Origin of the sequence: Actinopolyspora lacussalsi (assembly GCA_030803735.1) — a bacterium.
GTDB classification, from domain to species: domain Bacteria; phylum Actinomycetota; class Actinomycetes; order Mycobacteriales; family Pseudonocardiaceae; genus Actinopolyspora; species Actinopolyspora lacussalsi.
The window spans coordinates 1-22,899 of the sequence record JAURUC010000001.1; the positions used below are offsets into that span (position 1 = coordinate 1).

At 67.9% G+C, this 22,899-nt stretch carries 21 protein-coding genes; 15 read left to right on the plus strand and 6 right to left on the minus strand.

The genetic code is table 11. The annotated features are described in order from the left end of the window. Window positions 1-734: LysR family transcriptional regulator substrate-binding protein (locus J2S53_RS00005; RefSeq protein ID WP_456239220.1), on the plus strand; the 734-nt coding region annotated here is incomplete at its 5' end. A gap of 444 nt (window positions 735-1,178) precedes the next feature. Next, complete coding sequence (locus J2S53_RS00010; RefSeq protein ID WP_456239221.1) at window positions 1,179-2,813, plus strand: BCCT family transporter; 1,635 nt, start codon at window positions 1,179-1,181, stop codon at window positions 2,811-2,813. Window positions 2,814-3,138: 325 nt separating this feature from the next. Here the strand turns inward: J2S53_RS00010 and J2S53_RS00015 are convergent, their stop codons facing one another. Beyond that, window positions 3,139-4,614, minus strand: coding sequence for an XRE family transcriptional regulator (locus tag J2S53_RS00015; protein ID WP_092923505.1), 1,476 nt, complete (start codon window positions 4,612-4,614; stop codon window positions 3,139-3,141). 116 nt (window positions 4,615-4,730) lie between these two features. Here J2S53_RS00015 and aceA point away from each other — a divergent pair, with 116 nt between their 5' ends. Continuing rightward, window positions 4,731-6,053 carry an isocitrate lyase gene (aceA, locus tag J2S53_RS00020; protein ID WP_092630723.1) on the plus strand — a complete coding sequence of 441 codons (1,323 nt, stop codon included), beginning with the start codon at window positions 4,731-4,733 and terminating at the stop codon, window positions 6,051-6,053. Window positions 6,054-6,515: 462 nt separating this feature from the next. Beyond that, window positions 6,516-7,142: an MOSC domain-containing protein gene (locus J2S53_RS00025; RefSeq protein ID WP_456239222.1), complete on the plus strand. Its 627-nt coding sequence runs from the start codon at window positions 6,516-6,518 to the stop codon at window positions 7,140-7,142. A 40-nt stretch (window positions 7,143-7,182) separates the two neighbouring features. Here the strand turns inward: J2S53_RS00025 and J2S53_RS00030 are convergent, their stop codons facing one another. After that, complete coding sequence (locus J2S53_RS00030) at window positions 7,183-7,524, minus strand: type II toxin-antitoxin system PemK/MazF family toxin (protein ID WP_092975508.1); 342 nt, start codon at window positions 7,522-7,524, stop codon at window positions 7,183-7,185. A gap of 306 nt (window positions 7,525-7,830) precedes the next feature. Between J2S53_RS00030 and J2S53_RS00035 the strand changes: the two genes are divergently transcribed. From J2S53_RS00035 to J2S53_RS00060, 6 genes are all read left to right on the plus strand, one after another. Next, on the plus strand, window positions 7,831-9,330 hold the full coding sequence (locus tag J2S53_RS00035; protein WP_456239223.1) for a CoA-acylating methylmalonate-semialdehyde dehydrogenase: 1,500 nt from the start codon (window positions 7,831-7,833) through the stop codon (window positions 9,328-9,330). A gap of 175 nt (window positions 9,331-9,505) precedes the next feature. Beyond that, entirely contained in the window at window positions 9,506-10,687 is a 1,182-nt protein-coding gene (locus tag J2S53_RS00040) for an acyl-CoA dehydrogenase family protein (RefSeq protein ID WP_456239224.1), read from the plus strand. Continuing rightward, entirely contained in the window at window positions 10,684-11,742 is a 1,059-nt protein-coding gene (locus J2S53_RS00045) for an enoyl-CoA hydratase/isomerase family protein (protein WP_456239225.1), read from the plus strand. The genes J2S53_RS00040 and J2S53_RS00045 overlap by 4 nt, the downstream gene beginning before the upstream one ends. A gap of 56 nt (window positions 11,743-11,798) precedes the next feature. Beyond that, window positions 11,799-12,686: a 3-hydroxyisobutyrate dehydrogenase gene (gene mmsB, locus J2S53_RS00050; RefSeq protein ID WP_456239226.1), complete on the plus strand. Its 888-nt coding sequence runs from the start codon at window positions 11,799-11,801 to the stop codon at window positions 12,684-12,686. A 440-nt stretch (window positions 12,687-13,126) separates the two neighbouring features. After that, window positions 13,127-13,405, plus strand: a complete 279-nt coding sequence (locus tag J2S53_RS00055; protein ID WP_456242657.1) for a hypothetical protein — start codon at window positions 13,127-13,129, stop codon at window positions 13,403-13,405. Window positions 13,406-13,655: 250 nt separating this feature from the next. Next, complete coding sequence (locus tag J2S53_RS00060; RefSeq protein ID WP_456242658.1) at window positions 13,656-13,994, plus strand: barstar family protein; 339 nt, start codon at window positions 13,656-13,658, stop codon at window positions 13,992-13,994. A gap of 317 nt (window positions 13,995-14,311) precedes the next feature. On the opposite strand, the gene J2S53_RS00065 is transcribed toward J2S53_RS00060, so the two are convergent. Then, window positions 14,312-15,088, minus strand: coding sequence for an enoyl-CoA hydratase-related protein (locus J2S53_RS00065; RefSeq protein ID WP_456239227.1), 777 nt, complete (start codon window positions 15,086-15,088; stop codon window positions 14,312-14,314). Window positions 15,089-15,330: 242 nt separating this feature from the next. Here J2S53_RS00065 and J2S53_RS00070 point away from each other — a divergent pair, with 242 nt between their 5' ends. Continuing rightward, window positions 15,331-15,699: a YciI family protein gene (locus J2S53_RS00070; RefSeq protein WP_092924339.1), complete on the plus strand. Its 369-nt coding sequence runs from the start codon at window positions 15,331-15,333 to the stop codon at window positions 15,697-15,699. Further along, on the plus strand, window positions 15,696-16,925 hold the full coding sequence (locus J2S53_RS00075) for an RNA polymerase sigma factor (protein WP_456239228.1): 1,230 nt from the start codon (window positions 15,696-15,698) through the stop codon (window positions 16,923-16,925). Before J2S53_RS00070 ends, J2S53_RS00075 begins: the two co-directional genes overlap by 4 nt. Window positions 16,926-16,974: 49 nt before the next feature. Here J2S53_RS00075 and J2S53_RS00080 read toward each other — a convergent pair whose 3' ends face one another. Further along, a complete protein-coding gene (locus tag J2S53_RS00080) occupies window positions 16,975-17,217 on the minus strand; it encodes a hypothetical protein (RefSeq protein ID WP_456239229.1) in 243 nt (80 codons plus the stop codon). Window positions 17,218-17,511: 294 nt separating this feature from the next. After that, on the minus strand, window positions 17,512-17,691 hold the full coding sequence (locus tag J2S53_RS00085) for a hypothetical protein (protein ID WP_456239230.1): 180 nt from the start codon (window positions 17,689-17,691) through the stop codon (window positions 17,512-17,514). A 90-nt stretch (window positions 17,692-17,781) separates the two neighbouring features. On the opposite strand from J2S53_RS00085, the gene J2S53_RS00090 reads away from it, so the two are divergent. The 3 genes from J2S53_RS00090 to J2S53_RS00100 all read left to right on the plus strand — a co-directional run bounded on the left by J2S53_RS00090 (window position 17,782) and on the right by J2S53_RS00100 (window position 20,102). Continuing rightward, window positions 17,782-18,414: a type IV toxin-antitoxin system AbiEi family antitoxin gene (locus J2S53_RS00090; RefSeq protein ID WP_456242659.1), complete on the plus strand. Its 633-nt coding sequence runs from the start codon at window positions 17,782-17,784 to the stop codon at window positions 18,412-18,414. A 2-nt stretch (window positions 18,415-18,416) separates the two neighbouring features. Further along, entirely contained in the window at window positions 18,417-19,196 is a 780-nt protein-coding gene (locus tag J2S53_RS00095) for a nucleotidyl transferase AbiEii/AbiGii toxin family protein (protein ID WP_456239231.1), read from the plus strand. Window positions 19,197-19,553: 357 nt separating this feature from the next. Next, a complete protein-coding gene (locus tag J2S53_RS00100) occupies window positions 19,554-20,102 on the plus strand; it encodes an RHS repeat-associated core domain-containing protein (RefSeq protein WP_456239232.1) in 549 nt (182 codons plus the stop codon). Window positions 20,103-20,415: 313 nt separating this feature from the next. On the opposite strand, the gene J2S53_RS00105 is transcribed toward J2S53_RS00100, so the two are convergent. Further along, entirely contained in the window at window positions 20,416-22,893 is a 2,478-nt protein-coding gene (locus J2S53_RS00105; protein WP_456239233.1) for an ADP-ribosylglycohydrolase family protein, read from the minus strand. Between the last annotated feature and the right edge of the window lie 6 nt (window positions 22,894-22,899).

Genomic DNA, 22,899 nt, shown 5'->3' on the forward strand with positions numbered 1-22,899 from the left:
CCCCGGCGGGCGAGGCGCTGCTGGAACCGGCACGGCAGGTGATGCGTGACTTCAGCACGGCCACCGACTCGGTGCGCAGGGTACTGGGACTCGCGGGCGGCAGGCTGGACATCGTCGCCCAGACCACTCTGGCCGTGGATCCGCTGGCCGATCTGGTCGGTTCGTTCCTGCGCGTGCATCCGAAGGTGGCCGTGCGCATCACGGATCCCGAGCTGGGATCCGATGTCACGGCCGCCGTACGGGCGGGCGAGTGCGAGCTCGGCATGGTCGACTCGACCGAGGAGACGGTGGACGATCTCGGCAGCATGGTGTTGCCGGGGCGGGAGTTCCTGGCAGTGCTGCCCGCTTCGGCCGATCCGGGACGTTCCGCGCTGACGCCCGCCGACCTCGCCGCGCTGGACTGGGTCAGCACTCCGAAGGGAACCGCCCCCCGCGAGGTCATCGAGAACACCGTGGGAACCCAGGGCAGCAGTCCGCACGTGGCGGTCGAGACCGCCCACCAGGCGATGATCGTGCCCAGCGTGCTGGCCGGAGCGGGGGCCACGCTGCTGCCCGCGTCGATGGCCCGGGAGGCCGCCGAGCGCGGCGCGGTGACCGTCTCGCTGCGGCCCCGGGTGATCCGGCGCGGGGTGCTCTTCTGGCGCCGGGGTCCGCTGTCGCCCTCGGCGGCGGAGTTCGTGAGCCTGGTGGAGGAACTCGTGCGACGTGGGCCGGGATACCGCTTCCGGGAGTAGTTGGCCTGGTGCGGGACGCGGACCAACGGCCCTCGTTCCTCGCGCACCGCGGAGCGGTACGGATCGTTCCCGCCTCGAAAGACGAGACGATTCGGTTCGGAATCGTCTCTTTCGGAAACCGAGAGGATCGATGAAATGAGGGTTTTTTCGAAACCTGTCTCGGTTGGCTCGGTGAAATCGTTGAATGGTGGGGAAGCGACTGTCGATTCTGATACGGAAGGATATTCTGGTAATTCTCGTCGTGTTTGTTCGTCGGTGGGCGACACCGGGAGCGGAAGGGAGGTTGTGCTCGATTATGCTCACATCGGATTCCGGGTCGGCAGTGCGGGAATCGGGAGTCCTGTCGGACTCGAACTCACTGCTCGCGCGGGGTGCTGTTGCTTCAGGGGCGTTGGAATCGCCCGCCTTGTCCGCATGTATCCAATCTTATAGATAGTGGTTTCCATGCAAACGTTAAAAACGAATCGGTCCGGGATCGGAGTCGTTTTCTTCGTCTCCGTCGCGCTCACGGCGCTGGTAGTCCTGTGGGGCGCGGTGGCGCCGAAGAACTTCGGGGCCGTCACCAATCGGCTTCTCGGCTACGTGGTCTCGGATCTGAGCTGGTTCTTCCTGCTCGCGGCGAACGTGTTCCTGGTATTCGTGATCTACCTGGCGCTGAGCAGGTACGGCAGGATCAAACTCGGGAAGAAGAACGACAGCCCCGATTTCGGTCGGCTGTCCTGGTTCGCCATGATGTTTCAGGCGGGCATGGGTCCCTCCATCATCTTCTGGGGCCTGGCCGAACCGCTGTCGCACTATGTCAACGTGCCGTTCGGTCTTGCCGAGCCCGGTTCGGATGAGGCCGCCGGGGTGGCAGTGCAGTACTCCTTTTTCCACTGGGCGTTGCACCCTTGGGCGATCTACGCCACCGTCGGCCTGGCCGTGGCTTACTTCACCCACCGCAAAGGTGAGAAGGCGCTGGTGAGCGCCATTTTCCGACCCTTGTTGGGCGACCGCGTCGACGGTCCGGTGGGAAAGACGATCGACATCCTGGCGGTACTGGCGGTCGTGTTCGGTATCGCCGTGGCCCTCGGGCAGGCCGGACTGCAGCTGACGGCGGGGCTCGGTCAGACGTTCGGGTTGCCCACTGTGATGCTGGTGCACCTCGTGGTCCTCGGCCTCACCACGGCGGCGTTCATGGTGTCGGCGACGACGCGGATCGAGCACGGCATCAAGTGGCTCGCCAACATCAGCATGCTCATCGCGCCGCTGCTGCTGGTCTTCTACTTCGTCGTCGGACCGACCGTCACACAGCTCAACGTCCTCACCGAAGGCATCGGTGACTACCTGTCCAACATAGTCCCGATGAGCTTCCGGCTGGACGCGTTCGATCCGAACACGGATTGGTTGGGGAGCTGGACCGTTTTCTACTGGTCCTGGTGGATCGCCTGGGCCCCGTACGTGGGAATGTTCATGGCGCGAATCTCCCGCGGACGAAGCATCCGCGAGTTCGTCGGGGCAACCGTCCTCGGCCCCAGTGTCGTCAGCATAATCTGGATCGCCGTGTTCGGTGGAGCGGCGCTGCGGCTGGCTCGCGACGGGCAGGCCTCCGCCATCGCCGAGACCGTGGCCCAGAGCCCGGCCGCGGGGATGTTCGTCTTCATCCAGCAGTACCCACTACCCATTCTCCTGTCGATCATCACGCTGGTGGTGCTGTGGGTGTTCTTCGTCGCCAGTGCCGACTCCGGCACCGTGGTGTTGGGTGAACTCTCCACAGGCGGCTCCCCGAACCCCAGGGTCTGGGTTCGAGTTCTCTGGGGACTCCTGCTGGCGGGTGTCGCGGCGGTCCTGCTGGTCTCCGGTGGCCTCGGTGCGCTGCAGAAGGCCTCGGTGCTCACCGGGACACCGTTCGCGATCCTCCTGATCGGAATCTGCGTGTCCTTCTACAAGACCCTGTCCAGGGAGCACGTTCCTCCCGCGGTGGAACCCTCGTACAGCCGAGCTACCGAGTCCGGGGGCAGCGACTCCGAGGGCAGCGACTCCGGGGGCAGGAGGATCGGACGCGAGGAACATTCCGACGAGCGAGTGCACCTTCCGTGACCGCCACGGGTGATCACGGCTACCCGGATGTTCGGATCCGGTGCCGGTGTAGCTGGAACGGTTCGTCACCTCGGTAACCGTGTATTTCGGACCAGGGTCACCGTGCTCGGATTGGTGGCGTGTGTGCTGTGGGCCGAGGAGACAGCGGGCAGGTCGTCGGCAGCGGCCGGCGTGTGCATTTCCCTCCCCGCGGCTCCGACGCATGGGTCACCACGCCGAGTCGGTCGCCACGTGGCCCTCGGCGCTTCGCGCCGTTGTGGACGCTCCTCCCGCAGGCCGCGGGAGGAGCGTCCTTTTCCCGGCACGCCGTTTCCGGAACCTGGGTTCAACCCTGGTGGGTTTCCAGGAACGAGTAGACGTCGGCCTCGTCCACCCCGGGGAAGGTGTCGGAGGGCAGCGCCGACAGCACGTGGGAGTGCGCCCGGGCCGACGGCCAGACCATGCCCTGCCACCGATTGGCCAGTTCCGCGGGCGGGCGTTGGCAGCACTCGCCGTTCGGGCAGCCCGACTTGGAGTGGTTCGTGGTCTCACGACCCCGGAACCACCGGGACTCGGTGTAGGGAACGCCGAGCGTGATGGCGAAGTCGCGTCCCCTGCTCGGATCGACGTGCGCCACACACCAGTGGGTGGCACCGGGTTTGTCGGTGTACTGGTAGTGGGTGGAGTAGCGGTCCGCGGAGGCGAACACCTGCCGCCCGGCCCAGTACCGACACATCCGCTGCCCCTCGATCGCCCCGGTGGGGTCGGCGGGGAACTCCAGCCCGTCGTTGGCGTATGCCTTGTAGATGATCCCGGTCTCGTCGTTGCGCACGAAGTGGCAGACCAGATCCAGGTACTGCGTGGCGAGGTTGGTGAACCGGTGGGCGGCCATCTCGTAGGAGACCGAGAACACGTCACGCAGGTCCTCCACGGCCAGATCCCGGTCCGCTTTGGCCTGGCGCAGGTAGCTCACCGCGGCGCTCTCGGGGATCAGCACGGCGGCGGCGAAGTAGTTCGCCTCCACGCGCTGCCGCAGGAAGTCGGCGAAGTCGCGTGGCTGGCGGTGTCCCAGGTTCAGGTGCCCGAGGGTCTGCAGCAGGATCGTGCGGGGGCTGTGCATCCCCAGCGACTCGCGTCGCAGGAAGATCCGGTTGTGCCGCAGGTCGGTCACCGACCGCACCGAACGGGGCAGGTCGGTGACGAAGCGAAGCCCGTACCCGAGATGCGTGGCGATCGACTGGATCAGCCCTTCGGACAGCGGCCCCCCGTGGTAACCGACGCCCCGCAGGATCTCGCCCGCCGATTTCTCGATCTCGGGGAAGTAGTTGCCGTGTTCGCGCATCATGCCGCGCAGCTCCGCGTTGGCGGCCCGGGCCTCCTCGGGTGTGGCCACCCGCTTCGTCTCCCTGCGCCGTAGCTCCTCGTAGAGCGCCAACACGTGTTCCAACGCCTCGGTGGGGACCCGCTTGCCGATCTTCAGCGGTGGCACGTCCAGCTGTTGGTAGAGCGGGTCCAGCTGTGCCTGCTCCACGGCTATCTCCAGCTCGGCACGCCGGTTCGGCGGCTTCTTGGACATCAGCTCGTCCACCGAGCTGTTCAACGCCACGGCCAGCGAGCGCAGCAGCGACAGCTTCGGTTCGCGGTGCCCGTTCTCCAGCAGCGAGAGCTGCGAAGGTGCCCGATCGACCCGTTGTCCCAGTTCGGAGAGGGTCAACCCGGCCGCCTTGCGCATGTGGCGCAGTCGCTGCCCGAAGACGAGCAGGTCCTGCTCGTTGGAAAAAGTGCCGCGTTCTTCCGTCGACTCAGCCGTAAACTCCGACATGCAGTTCACTCTAGCAGAAAAAATACAAAATTTTGTCCGGATTGGGGCTCGTTTTTTCTTGGTCGAGTACCAACACTGGGATCAACAGGCCGCAAGCGATCGGAAGGTGAAAAGCCATGAGCCCTCAGCCCGGTACCCGTGAACAGGCCCTGCAGGCCGCCAAGGACCTGCAGCGCGACTGGGAGACCAACCCCCGTTGGAAGGGCGTCGAGCGCACCTACTCCGCTGGTGACGTCATCCGACTCCGTGGCTCGGTGCAGGAGGACAACACCCTGGCCAGGCTGGGCGCCGAACGGCTCTGGAACCTGCTGCACGACAACGACTACATCCACGCGCTCGGTGCGCTGACCGGCAACCAGGCCGTCCAGCAGGTCCGCGCCGGACTGCAGGCCATCTACCTCTCGGGTTGGCAGGTCGCCGCCGACGCGAACCTCGCCGGTGAGACCTACCCGGACCAGAGCCTGTACCCGGCCAACTCGGTCCCGCAGGTGGTTCGGCGGATCAACAACGCGCTCAAGCGCGCCGACCAGGTCGCCTGGGCCGAGGCGCTGGACGCCGAGGCCACCGAGGTCGAGCAGGAGGACCGGCACTGGCTGGCCCCGATCGTCGCCGACGCCGAGGCCGGGTTCGGTGGTGTGCTCAACGCCTACGAGCTGATGAAGGGCATGATCCAGGCGGGCGCCGCCGGTGTGCACTGGGAGGACCAGCTCGCTTCCGAGAAGAAGTGCGGCCACCTCGGTGGCAAGGTGCTCATCCCCACCAGCCAGCACGTCAAGACCCTCAACTCCGCCCGGCTGGCCGCCGACGTCGCCGGGGTTCCCTCCCTCGTGGTCGCCCGCACCGACGCGCAGGCAGCCACCCTGTTGACCAGCGACGTCGACGAGCGTGACCAGAAGTACGTCACCGGCGAGCGCACCTCGGAGGGCTTCTACAAGGTCAACAACGGCATCGAGCCCTGCATCGACCGCGGGCTGGCCTACGCGCCGTACTCCGACCTGATCTGGATGGAGACCTCCACACCGGACCTGGACGTGGCCAAGCGGTTCGCCGAGTCCATCAAGGCCCAGTACCCCGACAAGATGCTGGCCTACAACTGCTCGCCGTCGTTCAACTGGCGCAAGAACCTCGACGACAGCACCATCGCCAAGTTCCAGCGTGAGCTCGGCCAGATGGGTTACAAGTTCCAGTTCATCACGCTGGCCGGTTTCCACGCGCTGAACTACAGCATGTTCGACCTGGCGAAGAACTACGCCTCGGAGGACATGACGGCCTACGTCGACCTGCAGGACAGGGAGTTCGCCGCGGAGAAGGACGGCTACACGGCCACCAAGCACCAGCGCGAGGCCGGAACCGGCTACTTCGACCAGATCAGCATGGCGGTCAACCCGGACTCCTCGACCACCGCGCTGGCCGGGTCCACCGAGACCGCGCAGTTCTGAGGGAGCCCTACCGGGCCGGTCGTCGGCTGGTTTCCCGAACCTTCCGGCCACCGCTCGGGCAGGCCCGACGTCGGGTGGCTGTGCCGCGGCCCGTGGTGAGCCGCGGTACGGCACGAGACCCCTTCCGCCGCGACCCGGTGAGGCGCCTTCCGGTTCTCGCGGCGGAGGGCGACGACAGTGAGCGCCGTACTCCTGCGGCGGCGTTCACCAAGACGCACCAGCGGCCCTGTGGCGGGGTGTGATGATCGCGATGGTGCGAGTGGGCGGGAACCCGGATCGGTGGGTTCCCGCCCATGCTTGTGTGTCGGGCCCGTCGCGGTGCCCGCCGGCATCGGGTGGAGCCGGATACGCTCCGCGCTCCGTGCCCGACAGTCGGATCGCCGAGCGACGGTTGTCTCCCGCATCCCGAGTTGTTTTCGAATTCCGTTCGATCGGGAGTCGTGCGACGCATAGGCTGGCCCCGTGAGTCGCGTGAACGAGGTCAACCTCGCAGCCACCGCCAGCACGGGGGAGTGGACGGGACGGATCGGTGCCAGCGGGATCGACAAGCGACCGGTACGAAGGCCGGTGCGGGTCGACGTCTCGGGGGTCGAGGGGGACACGGTCTGCGACACCGACAACCACGGCCGCTGGTTCCAGGCCGTCTACGCCTACGACATCGAGGACCTGCGGTACTGGTCCGGCGAGACCGGGCGGGAACTGCGACCGGGCAATGTCGGGGAGAACCTGACCCTGGAAGGCTGCGACTGCGGCAACGCGGTGATCGGGGAGCGCTGGCGGATCGGTACGACCGTGCTGCGCGTGACCGGACCGCGGACTCCCTGCAGGGTTTTCGCGGGCTTCTGGGACGTGCCGGGGCTGATCAAGCGGTTCACCGACTACGGCAGACCCGGAGCCTATCTGGCGGTGGAGCGGCCCGGTGAGATCACGGCGGGTGATGCCCGCGAGGTGCTGCACCGACCGGAGCACGGTGTGACCGTCGCCGAGCTCTTCGCCTTCCGGATGGGGCGCGCGACGCCCGAACTGGCCGAACACGTGGTGGCGGCCGAGCCCGATCTGCCCGAGTACTGGGCGGCGAAGGTTCGTTAGAGGTTTCCGCCGCTTGCGGTTAGCTGTGCTGGTGCGTGGCTCAGATGTCGAGTGTGCGGGCGAGTGCTCGCCGCACCTCCGAGAGTTCCTCCTCGGTGGGGGCCAGTTCCGGAGCGAACCGTCGGAGATTCCGCGCGGCCACGGTGTGTACCCGCTCGGTGGCGACCCAGCTGTCGGCGGCCGCCACGTGGACGCGCTGCGACCGCTCGCTCCGTTCCTCGCCGGTCAGCGGCAGTGCGTTGACCAGCGCGCTGTTGGTCAATTCCAGGTGGAAACGCGACGAGACCACGAGAACCGGGCACTGCCCGGCCTGTTCCTCGTCGTGCACCGGATCGAGATCGACGATCCAGACGTCACCGGGACTGATCGGTTGGGCGGTCACGTGAACTCCCGGATCTCCTTGCTCGGCAAGGTGGCGAACGGTTCGTGAATCGGCTCCACCGCCGGATCCTCCCCCGCTGCCGCTGCTCGCGTGTCGGCGGGGTGCCGCCGGTGCACGTGGCGAAGTGTGCGGACTATGTGCCGCGCTTCCTTCCGGTTCGGCCGTTGACCTCACACAATCGTGTTGTGACGCAGCACACCCTGTTGTGATGTGTTGCATTGGGGCAATGATTGGAATACCAAAAGTTTGGCTTCCAAGCGCATAGCGGGAGTCGGCGACCGGTGCGAGGGAAGGGTGCGTAGCGGAATGACCACCGAGCTGGAGCACTTCATCGACGGCAAGCGCGTCGCCGGGACCTCCGGTAACCACGACGACGTGTTCGATCCGAACACCGGAGGCGTGCAGGCCAGGGTGCCGCTGGCCTCCCCCGGAGAGGTCGACGCCGCCGTGCGCGGCGCCGCCGAGGCGCAACGCGAGTGGGCGAACTGGAATCCCCAGCGCCGGGCACGCGTGCTGATGCGGTTCCTCGAACTGTGTCGCGAGGAGATGGATTCGCTGGCGCGGCTGCTGGCCTCCGAACACGGCAAGACGGTGCCCGACGCCAAGGGCGACGTGCAGCGCGGCCTGGAGGTCGTCGAGTTCGCCACGGGCATTCCCCACCTGCTCAAGGGGGAGTACACCGAGGGCGCGGGCGCGGGCATCGACGTCTACTCGATGCGCCAGCCACTGGGCGTGGCCGTGGGGATAACCCCCTTCAACTTCCCGGCGATGATCCCGCTGTGGAAGGCCGCCCCGGCCATCGCCTGCGGCAACTCCTTCGTGCTCAAGCCCTCCGAGCGCGACCCCTCGGTGCCGCTGCGGCTCGCCGAGCTGTTCGTCGAGGCGGGGCTGCCACCCGGCGTGTTCAACGTGGTCAACGGCGACAAGACCGCGGTGGACGCGCTGCTGACCCATCAGGACGTGGCCGCGGTCGGCTTCGTCGGATCCTCCGACATAGCCGAGTACATCCACTCCACGGCCACCGCCCACGGCAAGCGGGCGCAGTGCTTCGGCGGCGCGAAGAACCACATGATCATCATGCCCGACGCCGACCTCGACCAGGCGGTGGAAGCCCTGGTCGGTGCCGGGTACGGCTCCGCGGGGGAGCGCTGCATGGCCATCTCCGTGGCCGTTCCCGTCGGACGACCCACGGCCGAGGCGCTGGTGGAAAAGCTCACCGAACGAGTCAACGGACTCCGGATCGGCACCAGCTTCGACGACTCCGCCGACTTCGGCCCGCTGGTGACGGCCGCCGCCAAGCAGCGGGTCGACGACTACATCGGCCTCGGCGTCGAGGAGGGCGCGGACCTGCTGGTCGACGGCCGCGGTTTCCGGATGCCCGAACACGAGAACGGCTTCTTCACCGGTGCCTCGCTGTTCGACAACGTCACCTCGGACATGCGGATCTACAACGAGGAGATCTTCGGCCCCGTGCTCTCGGTGGTCCGCGCCGCCGACTATGAGGAGGCGCTGCGGCTGCCCAGCCAACACCAGTACGGCAACGGTGTCGCCATCTTCACCAGGGACGGCGACGCCGCACGCGAGTTCGCGGGCAGGGTGGACACCGGCATGGTCGGTATCAACGTGCCGATCCCGGTGCCGATCGCCTACCACACCTTCGGCGGCTGGAAGCGTTCCGGATTCGGCGATCTCAACCAGCACGGCCCCGACTCCATCCGGTTCTACACCAGGACCAAGACCGTGACCTCGCGCTGGCCCTCCGGTCGGAAGGAGGAGGCCAGCTTCACGATCCCGACCATGCACTGAGCCGCTCCGCCGGTGAGCCGGTGGGCAGTCCGCCGCGCCATCGTGCGGACCGGTCCACACCGCCGGTGGTGACCCCACCGGCGGTGTGACCACCACGGACCGCGAACCGGTGGTGCCGTCATCGCGAGAGGCCCGACGCCGCGATCCGGCGTCCCCGATCGAGCAGGAGTCCCACATGACCGCTTCCGTGATCGCCTCCGAAACACCGCGATCCCCGTTCGCGCTCACCGACGACCAGCGTGCGCTCAAGGAGACGGCGGGCGAGTTCGCCGCGGAACGCATCGCTCCCAACGCGCTGCGGTGGGACCGGGAGAAACACTTCCCCGTGGACGTGCTGGCCGAGGCGGGCGAACTCGGCATGGGTGGGATCTACGTCGACGAGCAGTACGGCGGCACCGGGCTCAGCCGGTTCGACGCCGCCCTCGTGTTCGAGGAGCTGGCCACCGGCTGTCCCACCATCGCGGCCTACATCTCGATACACAACATGGTCGCCTGGATGATCGACGCGTTCGGCGACCAGCGGCAACGCGAACAGTGGCTGCCCGAGCTGTGCGCCATGCGGAGTCTGGGCAGTTACTGCCTCACCGAACCCGACGCCGGTTCGGACGCGGCCGCGCTGCGCACCAGGGCGGTTCGCGAGGGCGACGAGTACGTGGTCAACGGGGTCAAGCAGTTCATCTCCGGAAGCGGTTACTCCGGCGTCTACGTGGTGATGGTCCGCACCGGCGAGCCCGGGCCCGGCGGTATCTCCGCCCTCGTCGTCGACGGTGCCAGCGAGGGCATCTCGTTCGGCCCCGAAGAGGACAAGATGGGCTGGAACGCCCAACCCACCCGCCAGGTCGTGTTCACCGACGTGCGGGTTCCGGTGCGCAACCGGCTCGGCGAGGAGGGCATCGGCTTCCGCATCGCCATGTCCGGACTGGACGGCGGCAGGCTCAACATCGGTGCCTGCTCGCTCGGCGGGGCTCGCGCCGCACTGGAACGCGGCCAGGCCTACGTCGGGCAGCGCTCCGCCTTCGGAAGCAGGATCGGCGATTTCCAGGCGCTCCGGTTCAAGCTGGCCGACATGGCCACCGAACTGGAGGCCGCCCGCACCCTGCTGTGGCGCGCCGCCGCCGCGCTGGACGCCAAGGACCCCGAGGCGACAAAACTCTGCGCCATGGCCAAGCGGCTCGCCACCGACAGCGGATTCAACGTGGCCAACGAAGCCCTTCAGCTCCACGGGGGTTACGGATACCTTGCCGAGTACGGCATGGAGAAGATCGTTCGCGACCTGCGGGTGCATCAGATCCTGGAGGGCACGAACGAGATCATGCGATTGATCATTTCCCGTGGAATGTTGGAGTCGGACCAATGACAACTCACGCCGCCGAACAGCAGCAGGTGCTGCTCGACGTGCAGGGATCCCTCGGCCGGATCACTCTCAACCGGCCGAAGGCCCTCAACTCGCTGACCATGGAGATGGTCACCTCGGTACTGGACGCGCTGGAGGAGTGGCGCGCCGACGACCGGGTGCGCACGGTGCTCATCGAGGGAGCCGGAGACCGCGGACTGTGCGCGGGCGGGGACATCCGCGCCATGTACGACGCGGTTAAGGCGGGCGAGCCCGAACGGACCGAGGAGTTCTGGGCAGCCGAGTACCGGATGAACGCCGCGCTGTCGCACTACCCCAAGCCGGTCGTCGGCATCATGGACGGCATCTGCATGGGCGGCGGAGTCGGCATCTCGGCACACGGTTCGCACCGCGTGGTCACCGAGCGCTCCAAGGTCGGCATGCCCGAGGTCGGCATCGGCTTCGCCCCGGACGTCGGCGGCACCTATCTGCTCTCCCGCGCCCCCGGGCAGCTCGGCACCCACATGGCGCTGACCGGAGCTCCCGTCAGCGGCGCGGACGCGATCCACTGCGGGCTGGCCGACCACTACGTCGACAGTTCCGAACTCGACGAACTGGTCAACGCCCTCACCGAGGGAGACGCCTCGGCCGTGCTGGACAAGTACGCCACAGCGGCTCCCGACTCCGGACTGCGCGCCGCCGCGAGCTGGATCGACGAGGTCTACGCGGCCGAGTCCGTGGCGGGAATCCTGACCGAGCTCCGGTCCCGGAGCGAGCCGGAGGCCAGCGAAGCGGCCGAGACCATCGCCACGAAGTCGCCCACCTCGCTGAAGGTGACGCTGCGCGCGCTGCGGTCGGCCGCGCGGCTGAACTCCCTGGAGGAAGTGCTCGACCAGGAGTACCGCGTCTCGCTGGCCTGCGTGCACCGCGGCGACTTCCTAGAGGGCGTGCGCGCCACCCTCGTGGACAAGGACCGCTCCCCGGCCTGGTCCCCGGCCCAGCTGGAGGACGTGGGCGAGGAGCACGTCGCGGCGTTCTTCCGCACTCCCACCAACGGGGATCTCGGTCTGTCCGACTGATCTCCCCGCACCCCGGTTTTCGTGACAGTGTCGGATCGCGAGAAAGGTAATCGACCATGGCAGTCATCGGATTCATCGGGTTGGGGCACATGGGCGGCCCGATGTCGACGAACCTGGTCAACGCCGGTCACACCGTGCGGGGTTTCGACCTGATGCCGGAAGTGATCGAGCGCGCGGCGGCGAACGGGGTGACCACGGTCGACTCGGCGGCCGAGGTGGTTACCGGCGCCGACGCCGTGATCACGATGTTGCCGGGGGGCAAGCAGCTGCTGGACTGCTACGACGGGATGGTGGGCTCGGTCGCGCCGGGCACGCTGCTGGTCGACTCCTCCACCGTGGACGTGGCCGACTCGCGCAGGGCGCACGAGCTGGCCGCGGCCGCGGGGCTGGACGCGATCGACGCCCCGGTCTCCGGCGGCACGGCCGGTGCCGAGGCGGGCACGTTGACGTTCATGGTCGGTGGCTCCGAACGGGCCTACCAGGCCGCGCAGCCCTTCCTGGAACCCATGGCGCGGAAGGTGATCCACTGCGGTGGCGACGGCAACGGCCAGGTCACCAAGATGTGCAACAACCTCATGCTGGCGGCGGCCATGCTCGGCACGGCCGAAGCGTTCGTGCTGGGGGAGAAACTCGGACTCCCGCACCAGGCGCTCTACGACGTGACCTCCGTGTCCACCGGACAGAGCTGGTCGCTGACCACCAACTGCCCCGTGCCGGGCATGGTGGAGACCAGCAGGGCGAATCATGATTACGAGCCGGGCTTCGCGGCATCGCTGATGCTCAAGGACCTCAACCTCGCCGTTTCGGCGGCCGAGCAGAGCGGCACCGACACCGAGGTGGGGCGGTTGGCCGCGCGGATCTACGACCGGTTCAACTCGGAGGGCGGCGGGGGTTACGACTTCAGCGCCGTGATCGAGTCCATCCGGCGCCACTCCGAAAGCTAGCTTTGGCCCTCACGGGGTTAGCGGTTCGGCCCGCATAGCGGTGCGGGTGGCGGAACCTCTCGTGCGGCTCTCGCTGCGGGTGCCCCGACATCGGGTAGCGACCTACACAACGTCGGGGCCTTCCTCGCGAGAGCCGTACGGGAGAACCCGCGGCGGTGCCGGTGGCGGGAGTGGCCGGAGCTCGGCCTGCGGGAGTGGTCGGAGTGCGGCTTGCGAGGGTGGTCGTGGTTCGGCCTGCGGGAGTGGTGGGAGTTCGGCGCGGGTGTGAGGGGCGAGCGTCTGGTCGGAATCGACGCGACCGAGTACGGCAGCCGATTCACGTCCGATCCAGGAGTACCCGGCTGGACCGGTCCAGTGAGTCCCGGTGCCGCGGGCCGTTCCGTCGCCCGGGGTGCCCGGCGCACGCTGGACCCACCCCGGGAGTACGCTGACGGTCCGTGATGGGCGAGCTGGTCGCGTTGTGGGACGGGGTCGAGTCGTGGCTCGTGCTGCTTCCCTACCCGTTCCAGGTGGCACTGGTACTGGTGGTTCTCGTGCCGCTGTGCTGGTTGGTGGCGCGACTCGTCGACCGCATCGTCGACGAGATCTCGGCCAAGGCGAGCAGGATTCGCGACGCCGAACCTCCGTTGCGCAGCAAGGAGAGCTACGAGCGCCACGCGGGCGCTGAGACGAGTTCGAACCGTGACGGCTCCGAACGGGAGCGGCACGGTGTTTCGTGATCACGTGTCGTTCCGGGGGAGGCGTGGATGAGTTCGCGCGCTCGGATCACCGGCACCCTGGTGCTGTTGCTCGCGCTGGTCGTTCTCGGCTGGTTGGGCCAGTACGTCGACGGAATGTGAGCGTCGTGAACTCCAGGCACCGATCCGGCAGGATTGAATCGCACGGTTGATGATGATGAATGCGGTAGGCTTCCTGAAGCGACACGCCAGGAAGGACACATCAGTGGTCGAGCCCGCCCCGCTGCCCGTCGTGGGCACCACCGCACAGGCGGTCGAGCAGGTCCGTTCGACGGGAGCCTGTCCCCATGTGGTCGACGGCAGTGAGCTGGTCAACAAGCGCATGATGCTGTGCGCGATCGCCGCCCAGCTCTCGTTCCCGGAATGGGCCGGACGCAATCTCGACGCGCTCTACGACTGCCTGATCGACCTGTCCTGGCTCCCGAGCGGGGAGCACGTGTTGATCTGGTCCGGTCACCGGGTGCTGGCCGAGCACGACCCCAAGGCGTACCGCGGTATCGGTTCGGTGCTGGTGGCGGCGGCGCAGGAGTCCGGCGAACGAGTGTTCCGCGCCGTCTGCACTACGGACTGACCGGTTCCTCGGCTCCGGCTGCGTGGGTGCTCAGTTGGCGGAACCTCGCGCACGGCTCTCACTGCGGGAGGCCCGACATCGGGTAGCGACCTACACAGCGTCGGGCCTTCCTCGCGAGAGCCGCACGGGAGAACCCGCGGCGGTGCCGACTGCGTGAGTGGTGATTCGGCGCTCGCGCGGCGAAGCACGTCATCTCAGGGGCCTGACACTTTGAGTGGAGAGCTTCGCTGTGCAGCCGTGAACCGGTAAACGGACGAGGATGTGCGGAATACCGAGGACGCCGCTCCCTTCGGACAGGGCGACGCCCCCGCAAGGGATCAGCCCCGGTCGGGGACCCAGTTGGGGGAGCGCTTCTCGGCGAAGGCCCGCATGCCCTCCTGGCCCTCCTCGCCCGCGAAGTGCTCGGCGGACAGCCGCAGCATGTCGGCGAAAGCCTTGTCCACGTCGTCCGGACGGGGTTGCCGCAGCATCTCCTTCGTCGCCGCCATCGCGTTCGGTCCGCCCTTTGCCAGCATGTCGAGGTAGCGCTCCACGGCGCTGTCCAGTTCCGACTCCGGAACCGCCGCGTTGAGCAGTCCGATCGCCTCGGCCCGCTTCGCGTCGAAGGTCTCCCCGGTCAGGAACAGTTCGTGGGCCTGCCTGGCGTGCAGCCTGGGCAGCACGGTCACCGAGATCACCGCGGGGACCACCCCGATCCGCACCTCGCTGAACGCGAAGGTGGCGCCCTCGGCGGCCACCGCGATGTCGCAGGCGGCCACGATCCCGATACCACCGGCCCGCGCGGGGCCGCTCAGTTTGGCCACCACCGGCTTCGGGCTGTTCCGGACGCACTCCAGCAGGCCGGGTACCTCGTTGATCCCCTGGTTCTCCGCGCTCTCCGAACGGGACTCCTTGAGATCCATGCCCGCGCAGAAGACGGTGCCGGTGTGGGTCAGCAGGATCACCCGCACCGTCTCGTCGTCGATCGAGTTCCGCAGCGCCGCCAGCAGCTCCCCGCGCAACTGCGCGGATAGCGCGTTGCGGTTGTGCGGCGAGTCCAGCGTGATCGTGGCGATGCCGCCTGCCACCTCGCGGTGCACGAGTTCGTCAGCCATGCGCCGCAGCCTAGCCGTACTCGTGGTGTGGCACTACGGTGTGCTCGTCGAACGAGCGGGTCAGCGTTCACGAGCGGGTCAGCCGGAGCACGGCCGTGGGATCGAACCCCCGGGCGGGGTCGGTGCGCGGTGGCGGAAACTCCCGGATGAAAATTTTGATCGCGTGGTGTCGTGTTCGCCGGGTCGGTGACGACCCTCTGGTGAGTCGCCACAAGGGTGGTCCACTTACCGAGGAGGAAACGGTGAAGTACTTGATCCTGATGCAGGTCGATCCGGCGGTGCTGGAGCAGCTCACCGACGAGCAGCAGCGGCAGCTCCAGGAAGGACACGGCGCGTTCATGGCCGAGGCCAAGGAGCGAGGTGAGTTCATCGCCACTCAGGCCCTCGCCGACCCCAGTCAGTCGAAGGTCATTCGCAGCTCCGGGAGCGGGCCCGAGGTGACCGATGGGCCGTTCGTCGAGAGCAAGGAGTTCATGGGAGGCTTCTACCTCATCGATGTCGCGGACGAGGCCCGCGCGGTGGAGCTCGCCGAGCGGATCCCCGATGCGAACATCCCCGGCCTCGCACTCGAGCTACGTCCGGTGATGTTCGCCGACCTGGGGGACGGGTGACTGCCGATTCCCGGACGGGCGAGGGGCTGTGGCGTGAACTCACGCGACAGGCCCTCGCCCGGCTGGTGCGCACCTACGGCAGCGCCCGGTTCGACCTGTGCGAAGACGCCGTTCAGGAGGCAATCCTGCACGCGTACCAGCGATGGTCGACACAGTCCCCGGACGACCCGCTGGGGTGGCTCACGGCGACCGCCCGCCGTCGCTATGCCGACCACGCCCGCAGCGACGCCCGGCGTCGCCATCGCGAGACGCGTGCCGCGTCGTCGCATCCTCCCGTGGCGCCGGAGGCAGCCCAGCGTGACGACTCGCTGCTGGTGCTGCAGCTGTGCTGCCACCCCGAGCTGCCACGCTCCGGACAGGTCGCGTTGACCCTACGGGCCGTCGCCGGACTGACCACGGCACAGATCGCCAATGTCTACCAGGTCCCCGAGAGCACCATCGCCCAACGGATCACACGGGCCAAGCGGCGAGTCTCCGAACTCGGCCGGCCGCTCCCGTCCCCCGAACACGCCGCGGAGCGCGTCACCGCCGTGCTCGACGTGCTCTACGTGATGTTCACCGAGGCACACCACACAACCACTGGCGCACCACCCCGCGACGCGGATCTCGCCGCGGAGGCGATTCACCTGACCCGGCTCCTTCGCGGCAGCCTTCCCGAGTCCACCGAGGTCGCGGGGCTCCTCGCGTTGATGCTGCTCAGCGAGTCCCGCCACCCGTCCAGAGTAGGGCCGGACGGAAGCCTCAAGCCGTTCGACGAGCAGGATCGTACGCTGTGGGACCGGGAACTGATCGACGAGGGAACCGAGCTCGTCGAACAAGCCGCTCCAGGTGCCGAACCAGGCCCTTACCTGCTCCAGGCGTGCATCGCGGCCCTGCACGCCGAAGCCCCCGACATCGCGACGACGGATTGGGACGAGATCCTCGCGCTCTACCGGGTCCTCGAACTCGTGACAGGTCACGGCAACCCCACGATCACTCTCAACCGCATCGTTGCCCAGGCCATGGTCGAGGGAAACGACACCGCGCTCGCCCAGATCGATGTGCTGGAAGCCGAGCATCCCCGCCTTCCCCGGCTCAACGCCGTACGAGCACACCTGCTGGAGCAGGCCAACAGACCCGAGGACGCGGCGAACGCTTACCGGCGAGCCATCGCCGCCACCGTCAATCTCGCCGAGCGACAGCACCTCAGACACCGGCTACGACGCCTCTCCGACGCGAATGAGTGAGGACTGGCCTCGGATTCGACGGTTCGTGGTACTTCGGCGATGCGGAGAGTTATGCACGGCTCTCCCGGTGAGCTGTGCTCTTGCTCTGATTCTTGCGCTGGATTGCTTTGGTGGTGCCCAGGAGAATCAGGGAGAAGCATCCGAACAGCAGTACCGCCAGCGCGATGAGCGACCACCAAGGCGCCTTTTCCACGGGGCCGAGCGTCCACTCCGCCAGCAGCGGGAAGAGCGCTCCTGCGGCGATCAACAGGAAGAAGTAGCTCTGGTTCGTTCCGCGGTTCGTTCGCCGCATCGTTCGGAGTGCTCCTGCCGTGTTGCCCTGTCGTCGAGCCGTCCGTGGACAGCGGCCCGATTCCCGTGAACGGTGGTGGTAGCTCCGACGCTACCGGTGCGGTGTCCACTTCGGAAAACCATGTGTCGTGGCCCAGCCGTACTCGTGCTGTGGCACTACGGTGTGCTCGTCGAGCTAGCCGGTCTCGTTTCCGATCGGGTCAGCCGGAGCAGGGGGGATCGCCCCCTCGGGCGGAGGACGCGGTACGGCGACCGGGAGTTCCGAGGCGCCGCACCGCGTCCGAACCGGTGAGCGTTACCGCTGCGCTCGGGGCACGGGGAGCGTGACCCCGAAGAGCGATGACTCGGAGTCCGCCGAATCTTCCGAGCGGTCCTGGTCGAGTTCCTCACGCAGGATCCGGTCGATCGTGTGGTTCGCCCGCCGCAGCGACAACACCAGCCAGACCGCGCCACCGAGCTTTGGCTGAAGCCGCACGCTGGTTGGGTCCAGCGCGAGGATGTCAGTGGCGCAGGTATGCTTGTGTGTGGCACGAGAGTAGGCTGTTAGCCTACGGAGGTGACGGTAATGGTACACATCACGGCGCGGGTGCCCTCAGTGCTGCTGCGGGGGTCTTCCAGGGTGTTGCGGCCTCGCGACGCTGCCGGTGTGTATGTGAACCCGCGTCCTGAGTTCGCGCGGCTGGCCCGTGCCGGGGCGTTGCACCGGTTGGCGACCGGTTATTACGCCGTGGTTCCCGATGATCAGCTCGATCGGGGCTGGATTCCCGAGCTGGAGGCGGCCGCGTTGGGTATCGCGGTCGCTGACGTGGGTATCGACTCGGTCGCGCTGATGGGGTTGTCCGCCGCCCGTGTTCACGGGGCCGTCCCGCGGGCACTGGGGGTTGCGGTCGTGGCTGCCACTCGCCACCGGCCGACGTTGCGGTTGGCCGACCGCGAGGCCACCGTGCGTTTCGTTCGTCGTCGCGTAGTCGCCCTGGACGTGCAACGCCACACCAGTGAGTTGGGTCAGGGGTGGGTCACCACGGTCGAACAGACGGTGCTCGATCTTGTCGCCCGCTCCGATCTGGGGGGGCTGCCCGAGCAGGCTCGTGCCGCCGCCCACGATCTGTTGGACCGTTGTGATCGTCGACTGCTGGAAGAGCTGGCAGTCGGACAGCGCCGCCAAGCCAGCCTTGCCCGTCTACTCGAAGCGGCCTGACCATGCTCGACCCTCAGGAGGAAGCCGCCGTCGCCGAGCAGTTCGGCGTGGCCCGCGCCCAGGTGCGCCGGGACCATCTCATCTCCCACCTGCTCGCGGCCATCAGTGACCGGCTGGCCGACGAGGTCGTCTTCTTCGGCGGCACCGCGCTCTCCCGCACGTTGGCCCCCGAGGGGCGGCTGTCCGAAGACATCGACCTCATCGCTCGCAGCAGTCGCAGCAGCACGGCCGACGTGCTCGAGACGACCCTGCTTCGCGGGACCCGGCGCGAATTTCCAGGGCTACGCTGGCAACCGGCACTCACCTCGGTCCGCGATGTGACGCCCGCCGTGCTCGTCGCCCCCGAAGGCCCGACCGTGCGAGTGCAGCTGCTGAGCTCCACCGGTTACGCGCCCTGGCCGACCGAGCGGTGCCAGCTCGTGCAGCGTTACAGCGATGCCGGACCCGCCGCGCTGCGTGTGCCCACCGCAGCCGCCTTCGCGGCCTGGAAAACCACCGCCTGGGCGCACCGCGCCACCTCCCGAGATCTCTACGATCTCTGGCTGCTCGCCCGTCTCGGGGCCATCACCACCGAGGCGGCGGAGCTGTTCACACGCTTCGGCCCCACCAACAGGCCTCCGTCGAACGCACTCTTCACCCACGCCCCCGACGAGGAAACGTGGCAGCGAGAACTCGCGGGGCAAACCCACCTCGACATCACCGCGCACGCCGCCCTCGCCCACGTCCGCGACGCCTGGCTCGACGCCTCATCACAGGAAAACCACGACGGAAATGCTCGGTGACCACTCGCGGACAACCCGTCACCCACCCAGCCGCACCCGGGGCGACAGACCGGTATCACGGTCACCGGCACCGACGGGGTCACGAAGTTCGACACGAGCTACTCCTACGCCGCGTCGGACGGTTCGGACACCACCCTGCTGCAGTCCCGGAACATCGACGGCACCGGCAACAGCTACGACGGGGCCGGGAACCTGACCGGCGGCAGCAGCGGGGCGAGCTACGAGTACAGCGCGACCAATCAGCTGACCAGCGCGCAGCTGCCCTCGGGAAGCATCGACAAGGCGGTCTACGACACCACGGACCAGGCCACGCCTCGTTCCCTGACCGAGACCACCGACGGCGACACGGTGCGACACGTGTTCACCCACACCGCGGTCGGGATCACCAGCATCGCCGACAACGGGCAGCGCACCGGTTACTTCCGTGACCCCTCCGGAAAACTGATCATCGAGGTCGGACCGGACGGCACGCGCTACAACGCGATCACCGATCAGCGTGGCACGGTGCTGGCGTTGCTGGCCGAGGACGGCACCATCGCGGGGAGTTACGAGTACGGCACCTACGGTGAGACCACCGCCAGTGGGGAAGCCGCCAAGGAGAACCCGTTCCGCTACACCGGTGGGTACCAGCTCGACACCGGTGACTACATGTTCGGCCATCGTTACTACGACACCGACACCAAGCGGTTCACCCAGACCGACCCCAGCAGGCAGGAATCCAACCTCTACGCCTACGCCGAATGCAATCCGACCAACCTGATGGATCCCACCGGGCTCGCTGCTTGTGGATGGGTTCTCGGTGGTGTTGGAGTGTATAATGCCGCGATGTGGGGTATGGCATTCGGTCCGTGGGGAAGCGTTGCCGCTGGCGCCGGGTGGTGGGTTACCCAAAACTTGGTCTGCTGACAGAAGGTTCGATTTGAGTGCGCAAAGAGCATGATTTCATTGCGTCAACTACTGTTGTATTTCTAGGGCTCGCCCTCGTTGGGTTCATGGTTTTTTTGGCTCAAAGAAATGAACTGCTTGAGTGGGGAGACGGTGAAAATTCTGCAATAAGCTCTTTTTGCTTCTTTGTTGGTTTCTTGGTATTTCTGGTGATGTACATAACTCGTCGCGCGAAAAGAAATAAAAACTAGAGTAGTGGGTGGGCAGCACGGGGCGTGCTGCCCACCCACTACGAACTGGTGAGGGATTCAGTCCAGAGCTAGCGAGCCGTCACTCAGGAAGCGGGGTACCGCTCGAACCACTCCGGGGTCTCCGGCGGGTTCGGTCCGAACTCCAGGCAGCCGTCCGCGGCGAGCGCTCGGACTGTTTCACCCAGTTCGAGCTGCTGCGTCCAGTGCTCGGGGATCTCCTCGTTCGCCGACATCGCCAGCAGCGTGCCCGTCACCGCGCCGCAAACCCCGCTGTTGCCGGAGTGGTTCACGGCGGTGCGCAGCCCGGCCGCGAAGTCCCCCTCCGCCACCAGCGCCGCGTACAGCCCGATCGCCAGCGCCTCGGCCGCGTTGAATCCCGTGCCGAGGGTGCGTTCCAGCCGCTCCGGCTCGACGACGCCCGACTCGGCGAGCTCGCGTGCCGCATCGATCCTGCGTGTCACGGCCTCGTGCCCCGGATGTCGCCCCAGCTCGGTCACGGCCGCGTCGACGGCTTCCGAGAGCACCTCGCCCCGGGACAGCCGCGAGACGACCACCGCCAGCGCGCCCGCGCTCAACCAGGCGGTGGGGTGGCCGTGGGTGAGCGCCGCCGTCTCGGTGGCCAACCGGAAGATCTCTTCCGAGCGGGGCGTCCACAACATCGCCGGGACCGCCCGCAACAGCGCGCTGCTGCCGTCCGAGTCGCTGACCGGTTCCTCCGGCGAGCCCATGGCCTGCTGCCCCTTCGCGAAGGCGATCAGCGTGCGCATCATGGTCCTGCCCGGACTGCGGGTCTGGAACAGCCCGCGCAACCCCACCAGCCAGCCGTCCGGTTCGGACGAGGTGGACAGGAACTCGCCCGCCGCGCGGGGCCAGCTAAGGTGCTGGGTGTGCAGCCACCGCTGGTAGGCGTGCTGCACGTGCCGCGTGGGGCGCCGCAGCCCGTCGAATGATCTGCGGGACACCCCTGCCCGGATCGTTCCCTCCAGGGTGAACAGCAGCAGCTGGGTGTCACTGCCGATCCGCCCTGACGGATGACCGGCCGGTACGTACTCCCGCAGTCCCTCCTCGCCGTAGCGGTCCCTGATCTCGCGCCAGCTGTCGGACGTGACGGCCCCGCCCAGTGCTTCCCCGACGGCGCACCCCAGCACGGCCCGCACGAAACGCGGTCGCCACGCCGCCTCGGCGGAGCTCTCGTCGTCGGCGACCCGGTCGGAGGTTCCCTCCTCGGTCGACTCCTCCCCCCGGGATGCTCCCGGAAGGCTCTCCGTCGGCGGTTGGGCATCCGCGAGCTGTGGGGAATCCGCAGGAGTGACATCCGCCGGACCAGGACCGAACTCGGCGACGGCAGCGGCGGCCACGCGTTCCAGCAGCGGGCCGATTCCCGGCGAGGTTCCGCCGGTGCGGTTCACCCACTCCGGTCCGTGCAGGGCGCCGAGCAGCTGACCGCACAGCATCGCCGAGGTCGCGGTGTCCCCGTCGTGACGGGCGGCGACGTCGATCGCCGCGGCGCAGTCCTCGGCGGCCGACAACGCCACCCGCAGCGCGATCGCGAGCGTCCCGCTGCCGGTGCCGCCATCGGCCGTGGCCGCCAGGTTTCCCGCACTGGGCAGGCTGCCCGCCGGTCGGAAACCGGCCAGCCGCACCGCTTCGGACAGCTCCGCCGCGATGTCCTGGTCCGGGCACAGCCCGATGGCGAGCTCCGCCGCCTCCGCGAGCCCGTGGCCGCGCAGCAGCCGGGAAATCAGCACGGCGAGCACCCCGGCGGGCAGATGACCCCGCGTCCCGCCGTGCGTGACGGCGGCGATCTCGCAGCCCAGCCGGAAAGCACTCCGGTCGTCCTCGGCCCACAGCGCGGCGATCGAGCCGAGCGGCACGGCCGCCGCCGACTCGACGTCGTTGCCCGGGTGTTCCGGGCTCGCGGGTGTCTCCTCAGGTGTGAGACGAGCCAGCACCGTCAGCATCACCGGGTCGCCACCGCCGGAACCCACCAGCAGCGGGTCGTCCGGCCGAAACAGCCGGGGCGACGTGGATCCCTGCCGCTCGGCGGGCGGGTGCACGGGGGCACCCCGGCTGCGCAGCCAGTGCTGTTCTCCCGCGAGCACCGCTCGCAGCGGATCGGCCCGCCCGAGCTCCCGTAGTTCGGTGTGGGCGTGGATCAGCCCGTCCAGCGCGCACAGCAGGGCGGCGGTGCGCTCCGTGCCCCGGCTGTCCTGCCGCGCGACGCTCTCACCGAGCGCGCCGCCGTAGAGCATCCCCAGCAGCCGACCGGGAGAGCGGGCCACGAAACCGTCCACGTCGAACAGTCCCCCGGAGACGTCGGAGCCAGGTTTCCCGGTCGATGCGGTCTCCTCGGCGAGCCGGTAACGCAGGCCGGTGGCCCAGAGCGGCGTTGCCGCCGGGTCGGCCACGAGTTCCCGCCAGCTCCGCACCAGCCACGTGGTCGGATCAACCGCCGCGTCCGATTCCGCCCGTTTCCGGCGCGAGTTCTCGCGTGCGCGAAGAGCGTTCAGTAATCGCTTCTCGTCGTCTTCCAGGGTGTTCTCGTCCAAAGCGTTCGTCATCCTAGC